16 protein-coding genes are annotated in these 15,492 nt (G+C 59.6%); 10 read left to right on the forward strand and 6 right to left on the reverse strand.

From position 1 onward, the window contains the following. Positions 1-152 precede the first annotated feature (152 nt). Both HU743_RS20995 and HU743_RS21000 read left to right on the forward strand, forming a co-directional pair. On the forward strand, positions 153-584 hold the full coding sequence (locus HU743_RS20995) for an OsmC family protein (protein ID WP_016772308.1): 432 nt from the start codon (positions 153-155) through the stop codon (positions 582-584). Between the two features lie 235 nt (positions 585-819). Beyond that, positions 820-1,059: a DUF1161 domain-containing protein gene (locus HU743_RS21000; RefSeq protein ID WP_186618915.1), complete on the forward strand. Its 240-nt coding sequence runs from the start codon at positions 820-822 to the stop codon at positions 1,057-1,059. Between the two features lie 4 nt (positions 1,060-1,063). On the opposite strand, the gene HU743_RS21005 is transcribed toward HU743_RS21000, so the two are convergent. Together HU743_RS21005 and HU743_RS21010 are read right to left on the reverse strand one after the other, a co-directional pair. Continuing rightward, positions 1,064-1,483: a hypothetical protein gene (locus tag HU743_RS21005; protein ID WP_186618914.1), complete on the reverse strand. Its 420-nt coding sequence runs from the start codon at positions 1,481-1,483 to the stop codon at positions 1,064-1,066. 40 nt (positions 1,484-1,523) lie between these two features. Continuing rightward, a complete protein-coding gene (locus HU743_RS21010) occupies positions 1,524-1,946 on the reverse strand; it encodes a hypothetical protein (protein WP_186650982.1) in 423 nt (140 codons plus the stop codon). Between the two features lie 59 nt (positions 1,947-2,005). Between HU743_RS21010 and HU743_RS21015 the strand changes: the two genes are divergently transcribed. Continuing rightward, positions 2,006-3,088, forward strand: coding sequence for an aminopeptidase (locus HU743_RS21015; RefSeq protein WP_186650984.1), 1,083 nt, complete (start codon positions 2,006-2,008; stop codon positions 3,086-3,088). A 95-nt stretch (positions 3,089-3,183) separates the two neighbouring features. Here the strand turns inward: HU743_RS21015 and HU743_RS21020 are convergent, their stop codons facing one another. Then, the gene (locus HU743_RS21020; RefSeq protein ID WP_186650986.1) at positions 3,184-3,834 is read right to left on the reverse strand and encodes an HAD family hydrolase; all 651 of its coding nucleotides are present in this window, start codon (positions 3,832-3,834) and stop codon (positions 3,184-3,186) included. A gap of 28 nt (positions 3,835-3,862) precedes the next feature. Further along, positions 3,863-4,408, reverse strand: coding sequence for a gamma carbonic anhydrase family protein (locus tag HU743_RS21025; RefSeq protein WP_186618911.1), 546 nt, complete (start codon positions 4,406-4,408; stop codon positions 3,863-3,865). 62 nt (positions 4,409-4,470) lie between these two features. Here HU743_RS21025 and prlC point away from each other — a divergent pair, with 62 nt between their 5' ends. The 3 genes from prlC (at position 4,471) to HU743_RS21040 (ending at position 8,977) form a co-directional block, all read left to right on the forward strand. Beyond that, positions 4,471-6,549, forward strand: a complete 2,079-nt coding sequence (prlC, locus tag HU743_RS21030; RefSeq protein ID WP_186650988.1) for an oligopeptidase A — start codon at positions 4,471-4,473, stop codon at positions 6,547-6,549. Beyond that, a complete protein-coding gene (locus HU743_RS21035) occupies positions 6,546-6,836 on the forward strand; it encodes a YheV family putative zinc ribbon protein (protein WP_186546310.1) in 291 nt (96 codons plus the stop codon). The genes prlC and HU743_RS21035 overlap by 4 nt, the downstream gene beginning before the upstream one ends. A gap of 113 nt (positions 6,837-6,949) precedes the next feature. Then, positions 6,950-8,977: a M3 family metallopeptidase gene (locus HU743_RS21040; protein WP_186650989.1), complete on the forward strand. Its 2,028-nt coding sequence runs from the start codon at positions 6,950-6,952 to the stop codon at positions 8,975-8,977. Here the strand turns inward: HU743_RS21040 and HU743_RS21045 are convergent, their stop codons facing one another. Beyond that, a complete protein-coding gene (locus tag HU743_RS21045) occupies positions 8,978-9,625 on the reverse strand; it encodes a tyrosine-protein phosphatase (protein WP_186650991.1) in 648 nt (215 codons plus the stop codon). Between the two features lie 281 nt (positions 9,626-9,906). On the opposite strand from HU743_RS21045, the gene HU743_RS21050 reads away from it, so the two are divergent. Genes HU743_RS21050 through HU743_RS21060 form a run of 3 tightly spaced genes read left to right on the forward strand, consistent with a single transcriptional unit; the run spans position 9,907 to position 13,754 of the window. Beyond that, positions 9,907-10,653 carry a gluconate 2-dehydrogenase subunit 3 family protein gene (locus tag HU743_RS21050; protein WP_186650993.1) on the forward strand — a complete coding sequence of 249 codons (747 nt, stop codon included), beginning with the start codon at positions 9,907-9,909 and terminating at the stop codon, positions 10,651-10,653. A gap of 2 nt (positions 10,654-10,655) precedes the next feature. Further along, positions 10,656-12,440 (forward strand): GMC family oxidoreductase, encoded by a 1,785-nt coding sequence (locus HU743_RS21055; RefSeq protein WP_186650995.1) that lies wholly within the window; start codon positions 10,656-10,658, stop codon positions 12,438-12,440. A gap of 12 nt (positions 12,441-12,452) precedes the next feature. Beyond that, on the forward strand, positions 12,453-13,754 hold the full coding sequence (locus tag HU743_RS21060; RefSeq protein ID WP_186650997.1) for a cytochrome c: 1,302 nt from the start codon (positions 12,453-12,455) through the stop codon (positions 13,752-13,754). A gap of 72 nt (positions 13,755-13,826) precedes the next feature. Here the strand turns inward: HU743_RS21060 and HU743_RS21065 are convergent, their stop codons facing one another. Further along, positions 13,827-14,129, reverse strand: coding sequence for a hypothetical protein (locus HU743_RS21065; RefSeq protein ID WP_186650999.1), 303 nt, complete (start codon positions 14,127-14,129; stop codon positions 13,827-13,829). Between the two features lie 229 nt (positions 14,130-14,358). Between HU743_RS21065 and HU743_RS21070 the strand changes: the two genes are divergently transcribed. Next, complete coding sequence (locus tag HU743_RS21070) at positions 14,359-15,417, forward strand: PA0069 family radical SAM protein (protein ID WP_186546303.1); 1,059 nt, start codon at positions 14,359-14,361, stop codon at positions 15,415-15,417. Positions 15,418-15,492: the final 75 nt, after the last annotated feature.

Here is a 15,492-nt window from a genome sequence, read left to right on the forward strand (position 1 = left end):
TATACCCGAGATTCAATAGCAGCGAAGAAATTTCCTACTAAAAAAGTCAACGATTCAGCCAGGCTGAACTTTGTTCCGCCGTCTATCCTCAGAAGCCTTGCAGGCAACAACCACGACGGCGCGGCGTTGCGCGCCACATTTAGGAGGCAGACATGGCTATCGTGAAAAAGGCATCCGCGCATTGGGAAGGCGACCTGAAAACCGGTCTCGGCTCGATTTCCACCGAAACCGGCGTCCTCAGAGAAGCCCCCTACGGTTTCAAGGCACGCTTTGAAGGCGGCAAGGGCACCAACCCCGAAGAACTCATCGGCGCGGCCCACGCCGGCTGCTTCTCCATGGCGTTTTCGATGATTCTTGGCGATGCCGGCCTGAAGGCGGACAGCATCGACACCAACGCTGAAGTGACCCTCGATCAGGTCGATGGCGGCTTCGCGATCACCGCAGTGAAGCTGATTCTCAAGGCGAAGATCCCGGGCGCGACTCAGCAGCAGTTTGAGGAGTTGAGCAACAAGGCCAAGGAAGGGTGCCCGGTTTCCAAGGTATTGAATGCGAAGATTACGCTGGAGGCTTCGCTGGTCAGCTGATTTGGCGTTTGCTGGTCTGACGCTATCGCGAGCAGGCTCACTCCTACAGGGGATCGCATTCCAACTGGATAAATGCGGTCCCCTGTAGGAGTGAGCCTGCTCGCGATAGCAATCTGAACATCACGCACATCTCAAGGTGTGAGCAAAGTCAGAACCCGCTCGATGAAAATGTGGTCGAATAATCGACAGCAGCTTCAGCGCACGCCCGTGCGCGCTGCCTCAAGGAGCTTCACTGATGAAACGTATTGGCTTGGCGATTCTCTGCAGTGCACTGGCCATGTCCGCTATCGCAGCCCCCAAGGACTGCGAAGAGCTCAGAAAAGAAATCGAAATCAAGATTCAGGCGAAAGCCATTCCGTCGTATACCTTGGAAATCATCACCGCTGAGGAAGCGAAACAGCACGACGAGGCCATGATCGTCGGTTCGTGTGAAAATGGCACAAAGCGAATCATCTACCAGAAAAACGGCAACTGAACCGCTAGATGATGCAGTTGAATTCCCGGTCTTCAGCAACGATCTCGCGCTTGGCGTTGTACAAGCGTGCGCTTGGGGTGAACGCCAACGAGCGCCCTTCCAGCAGATAACGCTGACCGGCCTCGAAGTGGTCGTAACGGATCGTCAGGTAACACAGACGCTCTACCGGGCCGGTCATCAGACTGCCACCGCCGCCAAACACTTCGAAGTCGAAACGCACCCGCAACTCATGGCTACCGGGCGTTACCTGAAAAAAACGGCCGTCGCGCAATCGCTGGTTGTCGAGACGTTCGGCCATCAACAGCTTGCCGCCGGGGCTTGGCGTCGAGAATTCGACCCAGGCCATTTGCGGGTCGACGGCCGGTAACGGCGCCTGACAACCGGCGACAAGACTGGCGATGAGCAACAGCGGCAACCTACGCATGACGGATATCCACAGTTCTGAATCACCAGCATAGCGCCGATCAGCTGCTCTGGCAGCCCGCCGGCGTGCCCTGACCGACGACTTTGCGCTGTTCATCGTAGAGCTTGGCCCATGGCCGGAAGCCGATGCTGCCAGCCTGCAGTTGATAACGCTGGCCGGCGTTGAACTCCTTGAATTTCACGCTCAACTGACAATCGCGCCACAACGTTTCGGCATCGGGGCCTATGTTGGTCGCCTCCACCGGGAATTGATAACGCACCTTCAACTCATGACTGCCGGGCTGTACTTCGAAATAACGTTTGTCGATGGCCTGTCTGGCATCGACTTGCAGCGCTTGCAGCGCAGTGTCCGGTTGCCGGGCATCGAGATCGATCCAGGCTTGCGAAGGGTCCGGATCGGGCATGCCAAAATTGGCACAACCGGCCAGCATCAGCAGGCTTCCTGTCAGCACTAACATGCGCATAGCGGTGCTCCTAAAGGCGGGATAGTCTTGCGTGCAGACTCTCCGGGGGATTTCTTATTGTGATCAGGCCGTTTTCAAGCCTTGGGTTACTTGATCGCGTTTTTGCGTTTTTGTTTCCGGGTGTGTTGTTTTTGTTGCTCAACGGTTGCGCCAGCGTCAGCTATTACGGCCAGTTGGCCAGCGGACAACTGCAATTGCTGCGCGCGCGCGAACCTGTGGAAAAGGTCATCGCCGACCCAAGCCGTGACGCAACTCTGCGGGTCCACCTGGCCCAGTCGCAGAAGGCGCGCGCCTTCGCCAGCGAACACCTGCACCTGCCCGACAACCAGAGCTATCGCCTGTACGCCGACGTTGGGCGCCCGTTCGTGGTGTGGAACGTGTTCGCCACAGCAGAGTTTTCCCTGACCCCGCAAAATCACTGCTTCCCGATTGCCGGCTGCGTTGCCTATCGCGGCTATTACAGCCAGAGCGCCGCGCGGGGCGAAGCGGCAATCCAGCGCCTGCAAGGCATGGACGTGGCGATTGGCGGCGTCGAGGCTTACTCGACGCTGGGCTGGTTCAACGACCCGATTCCCAATTCCATGATGGGCTGGGGCGATGAACGTCTGGCCACGCTGATCTTTCATGAACTGGCCCATCAGCGTTTCTATGTGAAGGACGACACCGAGTTCAACGAGTCCTTTGCCACGTTTGTCGAGCAAGAAGGCACGCGGCAATGGCGCGCGTTTCGCGGGCTGCCAGCGGAGTCGGACGCCAGGCTCAAGCAGCGTGACCAGTTCATCGGGCTGATACTCGACACGCGTTCACGGCTGGAGAAGCTGTACGCGCAGCCATTGGCGGCCGAGCAGATGCGCGAGCGCAAAGCCGCGGAATTCGAACGCTTGCGCCGCGATTATCGGGCCATGAGGGACAGCCAATGGGCCGGGGACAAGCGCTATGACGCCTGGGTCAATGCGCCGCTGAATAACGCACGGTTGTTGCCGTTCGGGCTGTACGACCAGTGGGTCCCGGCGTTTGCCGCGTTGTTCAGGCAGGCAGGAGGGGATTGGTTGAGGTTTTATGCCGAGGTCGAGCGGTTAGGGAAGTTGCCGGTTGGTGAGCGCAAGGCGGCTTTGAAAGGACTGGCAGATCCAGATAGCTGAGGTGGTTGTGAGGACCTCATCGCGAGCAGGCTCACTCCTACAGGGGGGAATGCATTCCAACTGTAGGAGTGAGCCTGCTCGCGAAAGCTGTTTCATCAGCGCTGCAAAAACGCCTGATGCAACTCGGCCAGTGTCTGGAAGTGATAAACCGGTGCCTCGGCCGTCAACTCCTCGAAACTACCAAACCCATAGCCCACCGCCACCGCCGCCAGGCCATTGCTGCGCGCCCCGATCAGGTCGTGTTTACGATCGCCAATCATCAGGGTCTGCGTCGGATCCAGCCCTTCTTCGGCGAGCAAGTGTGCAATCAGCTCGACCTTGTCGGTCCGCGTGCCATCCAGTTCGCTGCCGTAAATCACTTTGAAATGCCGGGCGAAATCAAAATGCCGCGCGATCTCACGGGCAAACACCCACGGCTTGGACGTCGCGATGTACAACTGGCGTCCCTGGCCGCTAAGCGTTTCCAGTAGCGGCGTCACCCCGTCGAACACGCGGTTCTCGTAGAGACCGGTGACTCTGAAGCGCTCACGATAGAAATTCACCGCGTCCCAGGCCTTGGCCTCGTCGAAATCGTAGAACTGCATGAACGCTTGCAGCAGCGGCGGGCCGATGAAATGTTCCAGTTTGCTCAGGTCGGGTTCATCGATGCCGAGCCTGGCGAGGGCAAACTGAATGGAACGGGTGATGCCCTCACGCGGGTCAGTCAGGGTGCCATCGAGGTCGAACAGTACGGTTTGATGATGCATGGGAATTCCTGGGCGGTGGCGAATCGATTCAGAGTGTGTCGTAGCCTTCGGCCAGATGCAGGTCCTTGAGCTTCACATAGTTCGCCGCGCTGTAGGTGAAGAAGGCGTTTTCCTTTTCGCTCAAGGGCCGCACCTGTTTCACCGGGCTACCCACGTAGAGGAACCCGCTTTGCAGGCGTTTGCCCGGCGGCACCAGGCTGCCGGCGCCAATGATCACGTCGTCCTCAACCACCGCACCATCCATGACGATGCTGCCCATGCCGATCAGCACGCGGCTACCGACTGTGCAGCCGTGCAGCATGACTTTGTGGGCAATCGTCACGTCATCGCCGATCAATAAAGGGAAGCCGTCCGGGTTGAATGGGCCGGCATGGGTGATGTGCAACACACAGCCATCCTGGACGCTGGTGCGCGCGCCGATACGGATCCGGTGCATGTCGCCGCGGATCACCGTCAATGGCCAGACGGAGCTGTCTTCGCCGATTTCGACGTCGCCGATCACCACCGCGGAGCCGTCGACAAACGCGCCTTTGCTCAACTGCGGGGTGTGATTCTGGTATTTGCGAAGGGACACGATTAGTTCTCTCTCTGTCGCCGATAGCTGCGGTGAGTGTCGATTGTAATTAAGATGGGCGCATGTTTCTTCCAGCCAAGGTGCCAACCGTGAGCGTGAACAACCCTCTGCTGCAGTCCTACGACCTGCCACCGTTCTCCACGATCCGTGCCGAACATGTCCTGCCGGCCATCGAAACCATTCTGGCCGACAACCGCGCTGCGATCGCCGACATCCTCAAGACCCAGGGCCAGAACCCGACCTGGGCGGGTCTGGTGCTGGCGATGGACGAACTCAACGACCGCCTCGGTGCAGCGTGGAGCCCGGTCAGCCATCTTAACGCCGTGTGCAACAGCGCCGAACTGCGTGAAGCCTATGAGTCGTGCCTGCCGGCCCTGAGCGCTTATTCCACCGAAATGGGCCAGAATCGGGAGCTGTTCCAGGCCTATGAAGCCCTGGCCAACAGCCCGGAAGCTGCGGGCTTCGACGTGGCGCAAAAAACCATTCTGGAACACGCCCTGCGCGATTTCCGCCTGTCGGGTATTGATCTGCCGGAAGCGCAACAGAAGCGCTACGCCGAGGTGCAGAGCAAACTCTCCGAGCTGGGCAGCCGCTTCTCCAACCAGTTGCTCGACGCCACCCAGGCGTGGACCAAACACGTCACTGACGAAGCCGCCCTCGCCGGCCTGACCGATTCGGCCAAGGCGCAAATGGCCGCTGCCGCTCAAGCCAAGGGCCTCGCCGGCTGGCTGATCACCCTCGAATTCCCTAGTTACTACGCCGTGATGACTTACGCGCAAGACCGTGCGCTGCGTGAGGAAGTCTACGCTGCCTATTGCACCCGCGCCTCGGATCAAGGCCCGAACGCCGGTCAGAATGACAACGGTCCGGTGATGGAAGAGATCCTCGACCTGCGCCAGGAATTGGCCGGCCTGCTGGGTTTCGCCAGCTTCGCCGAGCTGAGCCTGGCCACCAAAATGGCTGAGTCCAGCGATCAGGTACTGAGTTTCCTGCGCGATCTGGCCCAGCGCAGCAAACCGTTCGCCGAACAGGACCTGCAACAGCTGCGCGCCTATGCCGCCGAACAGGGTTGCAGCGATCTGCAAAGCTGGGACAGCGGTTTCTATGGCGAGAAGCTGCGTGAACAACGCTACAGCGTTGCCCAGGAAACCCTGCGCGCCTACTTCCCGATCGATAAGGTGCTGGGCGGTCTGTTTGCCATCGTCCAGCGTCTGTACGGCATTGAAATCGCCGAACTCAAAGGCTTCGACACCTGGCACCCGGACGTGCGCCTGTTCGAGATCAAGGAAAACGGCCAGCACGTCGGCCGCTTCTTCTTCGACCTCTACGCCCGCGCCAACAAGCGTGGCGGTGCGTGGATGGACGGCGCCCGCGACCGTCGCCGGACTGTTGACGGCGTGCTGCAAAGCCCGGTAGCCAATCTGGTCTGCAACTTCACCCCGGCTGACAGCGGCAAACCGGCGCTGCTGACCCACGATGAAGTCACCACCCTGTTTCACGAGTTCGGCCATGGCCTGCATCACCTGCTGACCCGCGTTGATCATGCCGGCGTATCGGGTATCAATGGCGTGGCCTGGGACGCGGTCGAGCTGCCGAGCCAGTTCATGGAAAACTGGTGTTGGGAGCCGGAAGGCCTGGCGCTGATTTCCGGTCACTATGAAACCGGCGAACCGCTGCCTCAGGACCTGCTGGAAAAAATGCTCGCGGCGAAAAACTTCCAGTCCGGCCTGATGATGGTGCGCCAGTTGGAGTTCTCCCTGTTCGACTTCGAACTGCACGCCACTCACGGCGATGGCCGCAGCGTGGCGCAGGTGCTCGAAGGCGTGCGCGACGAGGTCTCGGTAATGCGACCACCGGCTTACAACCGCTTCCCCAATAGCTTCGCGCACATCTTCGCTGGCGGCTATGCGGCGGGTTACTACAGCTACAAGTGGGCAGAAGTACTGTCCGCCGATGCCTTCTCGAAATTCGAAGAGGACGGCGTACTCAACGCGGACACCGGTCGCTCCTTCCGCGAAGCGATTCTGGCCCGCGGCGGCTCGCAGGCACCGATGGTGCTGTTCGTCGACTTCCGTGGCCGTGAGCCGTCGATCGACGCGCTGTTGCGTCACAGCGGCCTGAGCGAGGACGCGGCAGCATGAGCGAGGGGCCTGTAATCACCAAGAAACGCTTTATCGCCGGGGCGGTCTGCCCGGCGTGCAGCGAGCCGGACAAGTTGATGATGTGGAACGAGGATGGCGTGCCGCACCGCGAGTGCGTGGCCTGCGGTTATTCCGACACGCTCAACGAACAAGGTCTGTCGGTGCCTAAAGAGCTGGGCACGCGAGTAAACACCAGCGCCTTGAAGCCTGCGCCGGACAAAAAAGTCCAGGCCGTGCAGTTCTTTCCGAACCCGAAGTTGAAGAAAAAGCCCGACGAGCCACAGTGAGTCGGCACCGCCCCCCTGCCGATTGTCGGATGGGGGGTGGTAACTATCTACCACCTCGTCCCTGCGCTTCCTGATTAGGCTGGTCAATCCAGCCATACCTCATGGAAGACGCCATGCCTGACACCAATCCGCTGCTACAACACTGGACGCTGCCACCCTGGTCGGCGGTGCGCGCCGAGCACCTGGTGCCCGCGATCGAAACGATCGTTGCCGACAACCAACGGATCATCAAAAACGTCATCGCCACTCAGGTGGAGCATCCCAACTGGGACGATGTGGTCATCGCCATCGATGAAGCCGACGCGCGCCTGCACGAAACCCAGGCGGTCATCGAATTCCTGACGGTGATCCGTTCCGACGATCCCGACTGGTTACAGCAGAGCGCCCTGAGCAGCGTTGTCGCAGAACAATTCATCGCCGCGAAAAGCACTAATCCGGCATTGCTCCAGACCTGCCAACGGCTGGCAAACAGTTCGATTGCGGCCAGCTTCAGCGCGTCACGCAAAGCCTCGCTGGCGAAGATCCTGCGTGAATTCCAAATGGCGGGAACCGGACTGCCGGACGCTCAGCGGGAAAAACTCGCGCAATTGAACACCGAGATCGACCTCATGCAGAAGCTGTTCATGAGCAATCTCAACGCTGCCAGTGGCGCCTGGAGCAAGCACATTGTCGACGTCTCCCTCCTGGCAGGGCTGACGCCCGTCATGCAGGCGCATCTGGCGGCCAATGCAAAACAGGCAGGACTTCCCGGCTGGCGACTGACACTGGAGCAGAACACCTATCAGCAAATCATGACTCAGGCGCAAAATCGCGCGCTGCGCGAGGAGTGCTACAGGGCGTATTGCACACGTGCTTCGGATCAGGGGCCTGATGCCGAACACCTCGACAACGAGCCAGTGTTGATGGTGTTGCTGGCCTTGCGTCACGAAAAAGCCCGAACACTGGGCTTCGATAATTTCGCCCAACTGCGCCTGCTTGATCGTCTGGCCACTGACACCTCTCAGGTCAGCGCTTTTCTGCGCAGACAAATAGCGCTCAATGCCGCCTCTCTGGCGGTTGAAACCGAGGAGCTGCAGGCTTTCGCTCGGGAGCAGGGCATCGAGCAGGTCGAAGCCTGGGATCAGGATTTTCTGGCTGAGCAGTTTCGTCGTCAACGCGTGGACGGCAAGCTGGATGACTTGCGCGAATATTTTGCGCTGGACACCACGTTGCGCAGCCTTTGCCGATTCAGCGAGCATCTGCTCGGGATCAGAATCAGCGAAGACACCCAAAGCGAGCGCTTCGACGATAACGTCCGCCTGTTCGAAGTCAGCGAACATGGCCAACCGATTGGCTACGTCTATGTCGACCTGTTCCGCCGCGCAGCCGGCAATGACTATGCCTGGACGGGCGTGTTGCGCAACCGGCGAGTCAATGCCGAAGGCCGGCCAGCGCTGCCGATTGCCTCGCTTCAGAGCAATTTTACCGCCGCAGCCGCCGGCCATGAAAACCTGCTGTCGCACCATGACCTGCGCGTATTGCTGCACGAGTTCGGGCATTGCCTGCACCACGTCCTTACCCGTTCGCCGCATTACAACCTCTCGGGTATTTCGCAACTGAGCCGCGACGCTGCCGAATTCATCGGGCAGCTGTTTGAACAATGGGCGCACTCGCCAGAGTTTCTGCGCTGGCTGGCCATTCATCACAAAACCGCCGAGCGCCTGTCCGAAACCCGGATAGCCACCGCGTTGACCGCCCTTGACGCGCAACGCAGCCGGGAAACCGCCATGTTATTGATGAGTGCGCGATACGATTTCGAACTGCACCGCAGTCACGGCGACGGACGCAGCATTCAGCAGGTATTCGACGACGTGCAACGCGAATTCACCCAGTTGGCGATACCGGATTACTGTCGGTTTGCCAACAGCTTCGATTATCTGGCAACCGGGTACGAAGCTTCGGTGTACGCCTATAAATGGTCAGGGGTGATGGCCAGCGAAGCCTTCAAACGCTTCGAGCGCGAGGGCGTGTTCAATCCGCAAACGGGCCGGGATCTGCGCGAGACGCTCCTCTCGGGCGATACGCAGTCACTGCCCGCTGCGCTGGAAACCTTCCTTGGCCAACCGATCAGCGACGCACTGTTTGCCGGGCTGCCGAACTGATCAGCGCTGGACATGAGCCGAGTCGAACCAGCTCTTCATTGAGCAGATGGCGAATGCACTGGTGCTGCATTCGCCATTGACCCAGGCTTCACGCAGCCGGTCGACATCGACTTGCATCACGTAGCGCACACTGTCGCGAAAGTGCTGGCTGTCGCCAAAGCCGCCCTCGGTCATCTCCTTGAGCGCCTGCTCTTTGGTCCAGCCCTGCACCACCAACCGGTACATGGCCGCCATCAGACCGGTGCGATCAGAACCGTGCTTGCAATGCATCAGCACCGGGCCGTCTGCTTCGGCGGATTGAATCGCGCGCAAGACCTTGAGCACATCGCTGTCATCGACATGATTGGTGCGATACGGCAACTGCACCTGCTTGATGCCAGGCTCCGACAGCCAGGCGCTGTCCGCTTCGGGCAGGAAATTGATCACCGTGACGACGTGCAGATTTTTCAGTAGCGGCACCGCGCCAGCGCTGGGCAAGGCGCTGCGATACAGCGTCGGTGACAGGCGGAACAGGTTGAACTGCGCCTCGACTGGCTGCGCCCACTCGGCCGGGCGAGACTGCATCGCGTCGGCAGCCCGGGCGGCGATGCCATGCAACAGGGCAATCAGGGAAAAACACAACACAGGGAAAAAGCGCACTTGGGACATGCTGGGCTGACCGTTTCGGCAATGTTCGTTGAAGGAATCGCAGCTTCGGTGTTTGGCGGTCAAGGCGTCGTGAGCGGGCCGTCAAAGAATCGTGAACCGTTGCGTTCGCGGGCTTTTTTCCGCGCAAGCGGTTTTTCTTGATGCTTAGCCTGCTACCATTTGTCACATGATGTTGCAGACGTGTCGCCTTTTCCCGGGCCAGACTTCCGTCATCGCAACGCGAAATCCCTCGAGCTGCTCGCAGAAGCGGCTGACTTTTTTGCCTGATGAGGTGCCCTTCCATGTCTGATCAAGATCAAGACAACCCGCGGCGTGAGTTTTTACGCAAATCCCTGACCCTGATCCCGGTGGTCACCCTGGCCAGCACCGGCCTGGGCAGCAGCGTGCTGCAAGCCGCCCCGCAAAGCGCGCCAGCCGCTGCCGCGCCACAACCTGCCTCCACCGATGCGCAGGTTTACCAGCCGAACTACTTCACCGCCGAAGAATGGGCGTTCATCAACGCCGCCGTCGCGCAACTGATCCCCAACGATGCCCAAGGCCCGGGTGCGCTCGAAGCCGGCGTGCCGGAATACATCGATCGTCAGATGAACACGCCGTATGCCGCTGGCGCCCTCTGGTACATGCAAGGCCCGTTCAACGCCGACGCCGCGCCGGAAATGGGCTGGCAGAGCAAATTGGTGCCCAAGGACATCTATCGCCTGGGTATCGCCGCCACGGACCAGTGGGCAAAAGCCCTCAACGGTAAAACATTTGCCGAGCAAGACAGCGCTACCCGAGACGAATTGCTCAAGCAACTCGAAGCCGGAAAACCACAGTTTGACGCCGTTCCGGCGAAGGTTTTCTTCAATCTGCTGCTGCAAAACACCAAGGAAGGCTTCTTCTGCGACCCGATCCACGGTGGCAATAAAGGCATGGTCGGCTGGACCCTGATCGGTTTTCCCGGCGCTCGCGCCGATTTCATGGATTGGGTGGAACGCAACGAGCCATACCCCTTCCCGGCAGTGTCGATTCGCGGCGAGAGGGCGTAAGGATGGCAACGGTAATGAAGAAGGTTGATGCAGTCATCGTCGGTTTCGGCTGGACCGGCGCGATCATGGCCAAGGAATTGACCGAAGCGGGTCTCAATGTGCTGGCGCTGGAGCGCGGGCCGATGCAGGACACCTACCCCGACGGTAACTATCCGCAGGTGATCGACGAACTCACCTACAGCGTGAGGAAAAAACTCTTTCAGGACATCTCGAAAGAGACCGTCACCATCCGCCACAGCGTCAACGACATTGCCCTGCCGAACCGCCAGTTGGGCGCGTTCCTGCCGGGCAACGGCGTCGGCGGTGCCGGATTGCACTGGTCGGGCGTGCACTTTCGCGTCGATCCGATCGAGTTGCGCATGCGCAGCCATTACGAAGAACGCTACGGCAAAAGCTTTATTCCCAAGGACATGACCATCCAGGACTTCGGCGTCAGCTATGAAGAGCTGGAGCCGTTCTTCGACTTCGCCGAAAAAGTCTTCGGCACCTCCGGCCAGGCCTGGACGGTGAAAGGCCAATTGGTCGGTCAGGGCAAGGGCGGCAATCCTTACGCGGCGGATCGTTCCAACCCGTTCCCGCTTGAAGCACAGAAGAACACGGTATCGGCACAGCTGTTCGGCGAAGCGGCTACAGAAGTCGGTTACAAACCTTACAACCTGCCTTCGGCCAATACTTCCGGGCCGTACACCAATCCCTACGGCGCGCAGATGGGCCCGTGCAACTTCTGCGGTTTCTGCAGCGGCTACGTCTGCTACATGTATTCGAAGGCCTCGCCGAACGTGAATATTCTGCCGGCGCTCAAGCCCCTGCCGAATTTCGAACTGCGGCCCAACTCCCATGTGCTGCGGGTCAACCTCGACAGCAGCAAAACCAAAGCGACCGGCGTGACTTACATCGACGGCCAGGGCCGCGAGATCGAGCAGCCGGCGGATCTGGTCATCCTCGGCGCGTTCCAGTTGCATAACGTGCGCCTGATGCTGCTCTCCGGCATCGGCAAACCGTACGACCCGATCAGCGGCGAAGGCGTGGTCGGGCGCAACTTCGCCTACCAGAACATGGCGACCATCAAGGCGTTCTTCGACAAGGACACCCACACCAACAACTTCATCGGCGCCGGCGGTAACGGCGTGGCGGTGGACGACTTCAACGCCGACAACTTCGACCACGGCCCGCACGGCTTCGTCGGCGGCTCGCCGATGTGGGTCAACCAGGCCGGCAGCCGACCTATCGCCGGTACGTCGACCCCGCCAGGCACTCCGGCCTGGGGTAGCGCGTGGAAACGTGCGACTGCCGATTACTACACCCATCAGGTGTCGATGGACGCCCACGGCGCGCATCAGTCCTACCGTGGCAACTACCTCGATCTCGATCCGGTGTACCGCGATGCCTACGGCCTTCCGTTGCTGCGGATGACGTTTGACTGGCAGGAAAACGACATCAAGATGAACCGCTTCATGGTCGAAAAAATGGGCAAGATCGCTGAGGCCATGGGCCCGAAAGCCATTGCGGTGATTGGCAAGAAAGTCGGCGATCATTTCAACACCGCGTCGTACCAGACCACCCACCTCAACGGTGGCGCGATCATGGGCACCGATCCGAAGACCAGCGCGCTGAACCGCTATCTGCAGAGCTGGGACGTGCACAACGTGTTCGTTCCGGGGGCATCGGCGTTCCCGCAGGGGCTGGGTTACAACCCGACCGGTCTGGTCGCGGCATTGACCTATTGGTCGGCGAAAGCCATCCGCGAGCAGTACCTGAAAAACCCCGGCCCGCTGGTTCAGGCTTAAGGAGCGATGACCATGAAAAACCTCGTTATCGCCACCCTGGTCCTGCTCGGCAGCGCCTCCGTTCATGCCGCTGAAGCTGATCAGAATCTGATCAAACAGGGCGAATACCTGGCCCGCGCCGGTGACTGCGTGGCCTGCCATACGGCCAAGGGCGGCAAACCGTTCGCTGGCGGGCTGCCGATGGAAACGCCGATCGGCACGATTTACTCAACCAACATCACTCCGGATAAAACCGGGGTGGGTGATTACAGCTTCGAGGATTTTGACCAGGCGGTGCGCCATGGTGTCGCCAAAAACGGTAGTACGTTGTACCCGGCGATGCCGTATCCGTCCTATGCCCGTGTCAGCGAAGGCGACATGAAAGCGCTGTATGCGTATTTCATGCACGGCGTCGAACCGGTGGCGCAGGACAACAAGGCCAGCGACATTCCGTGGCCGCTGAGCATGCGCTGGCCGCTGATGGGCTGGCGCTGGCTGTTTGCGCCAAAGGTCGAGGACTACAAGGCGACAAGTGACGATGCGGTGATCAATCGCGGTGCTTATCTGGTGGAAGGCCTCGGCCATTGCGGCGCCTGCCATACCCCGCGCGCACTGACCATGCAGGAAAAATCCCTGAGTGCGGCGGACGGCAGCGAATTCCTCGCCGGCAGTGCGCCGCTCGAAGGCTGGATCGCCAAAAGCCTGCGCGGTGATCACAAGGATGGCCTCGGCAGCTGGAGCGAGGAGCAACTGGTGCAGTTTCTCAAAACCGGACGCAGTGACCGCAGCGCGGTGTTCGGCGGCATGAGCGATGTGGTCACTCACAGCATGCAGTACATGACCGATGCCGACCTGACCGCGATTGCTCGCTATCTCAAATCGCTGCCGGCCAGTGATCCAGCGGATCAGCCGCATCAGTACGATGCGAAAGCGGCGAAAGCTTTGTGGAACGGGGATGACAGCCAACCCGGCGCCTCGGTGTACATTGACAACTGCGCGGCGTGCCATCGCACCGACGGCCATGGCTACACCCGGGTGTTCCCGGCGTTGGCGGGCAACCCGGTGCTGCAAACGGAAGACCCGACTTCGCTGATCCACATTGTGCTCAAGGGCGGAACCTTGCCGGCGACACACGCCGCGCCATCGACCTTCACCATGCCCGGTTTCGCCTGGCGCCTGTCGGACCAGGAAGTGGCGGATGTGGTGAGTTTTATTCGGGGCAGCTGGGGTAACAAGGGAGCGTCGGTAAGCGCTGATGAAGTCAGCCATTTACGCGCCAGCGATATGAGCAGCACGTCCAACGATGATCTTGGTCAAGTGACCCAGAGCAAATAAAAAACTGCCCGCCTATATAAGGCGGGCAGTTTTTCATGCATTTCAAATTTCAACTTTGAGCATTTAACAATGTCATGGATTCATGATATTGACGTAAGCCTTGGCCAATGCCAGCAACTTGTTCTTGTCATCCGCATCAATATCACCGTCGCCATCGATATCCTTGTCATTACGCACATCGAAAGTTGTTCCTCCATCATAAGAGGCGGCAATAATAATTCGCGAATCCAGCAGGGACTCGGTCGGAACCGCATTGCGCGCGTCCCAGCCGGCTTGCTTCAGCGCGAATTGTATCGACACCAGTACTTCGTCTGGGTCAACCGGAGTTGGGCCGAGTTTTTGCAGAAAGATGCCACGCTGGTTGAAGCTGGACATTATTAATTCCTTTTAAATAGAGTTATAAGAGTTGCAACACGGCGAATACTAACGGGATAAACAGCACGCCTGATACTTAAAAGGTGTGTCTTCGGATTGCGATAATAGTTGGAATAGTTGGCAACTTTCGCGTTAATAATTTTATGGATAGACCTGAGCGCCCAACGGCAGTAGCTATCATTTGAAGCACAGGATACTGTATGCACATACAGCCAACAGGATGCCTGCGATGTCAATCTCCCCGCCCCTTCGTGGTCGCGGCACCGCGACCAACCCGCACAACCGCTTCGCCCCCAGCCGTTCGGTGGCCGAGGACGATGGCTGGTATCAGGAAGTGCCGGACACGCAAAACACCGAGGTGATCATCGAAAAGGCCAAATCGATCATCACCCGCAACACCTCGCCAGACCTGCCCTTCGACCGCTCGATCAACCCCTACCGCGGCTGCGAGCACGGCTGCATCTATTGCTACGCGCGACCCAGCCATGCCTATTGGGACATGTCGCCAGGCCTCGACTTCGAAACGAAGCTGATCGCCAAAACCAACGCGGCCCAAGTGCTGGAAGAGCAGTTGGGCAAAAAAGGCTATCAATGCGCGCCGATCAATCTGGGCTCCAACACCGATCCTTATCAGCCGATCGAGCGCGAGCACAAAATCACTCGCCAGACCCTGGAGGTGCTGCTGCGCTATCGCCACCCGGTGACCATCGTCACCAAGGGCTCGCTGATTCTGCGCGATCTCGACTTGCTGACTGAACTGGCGCAACAACGGCTGGTGGCGGTGATGATCAGCCTGACCACCCTGGACGACGAGCTCAAGCGCATCCTCGAACCGCGTGCCGCTGCGCCCAAGGCGCGCTTGCGCGCAATCCGGGTGATGCGCGAAGCGGGCATTCCCGTCGGGGTGCTGTGTTCGCCGATGATCCCGATGATCAACGACAGCGAGATCGAAAGCCTGCTGACCGAGGCCCACGCGGCGGGCGCGCAGAGTGCCGCCTACATGATGCTGCGCCTGCCGCTGGAAGTCGCGCCGCTGTTCGAAGAGTGGTTGCAGGCGCACTATCCGCAACGCGCCGCGCATGTGCTGAGTCTGATTCGCCAGAGTCGTGGCGGCGAGCTCTACGACAGCCGTTTCGGTGCACGAATGCGCGGTGAAGGGCCATTTGCCGACCTGCTCGCCCAGCGCTTTGCCAAGGCAATAAAAAAGCTCGGCTTGAACAAGCGTGATGGCTATAACCTCGATTGCACAGCCTTCTGTCCGCCGGGTCGCCAGATGTCGTTGATTTAGCGACAATTGACGCAGGGTTGAAGGGTTGGAATCCTTCCGTCGAAACGCCCGGTCACGTTTTTTGTGACCTGGAAC

The organism is Pseudomonas sp. SWRI99, from assembly GCF_014270125.1.
Lineage (GTDB): Bacteria > Pseudomonadota > Gammaproteobacteria > Pseudomonadales > Pseudomonadaceae > Aquipseudomonas > Aquipseudomonas hamedanensis.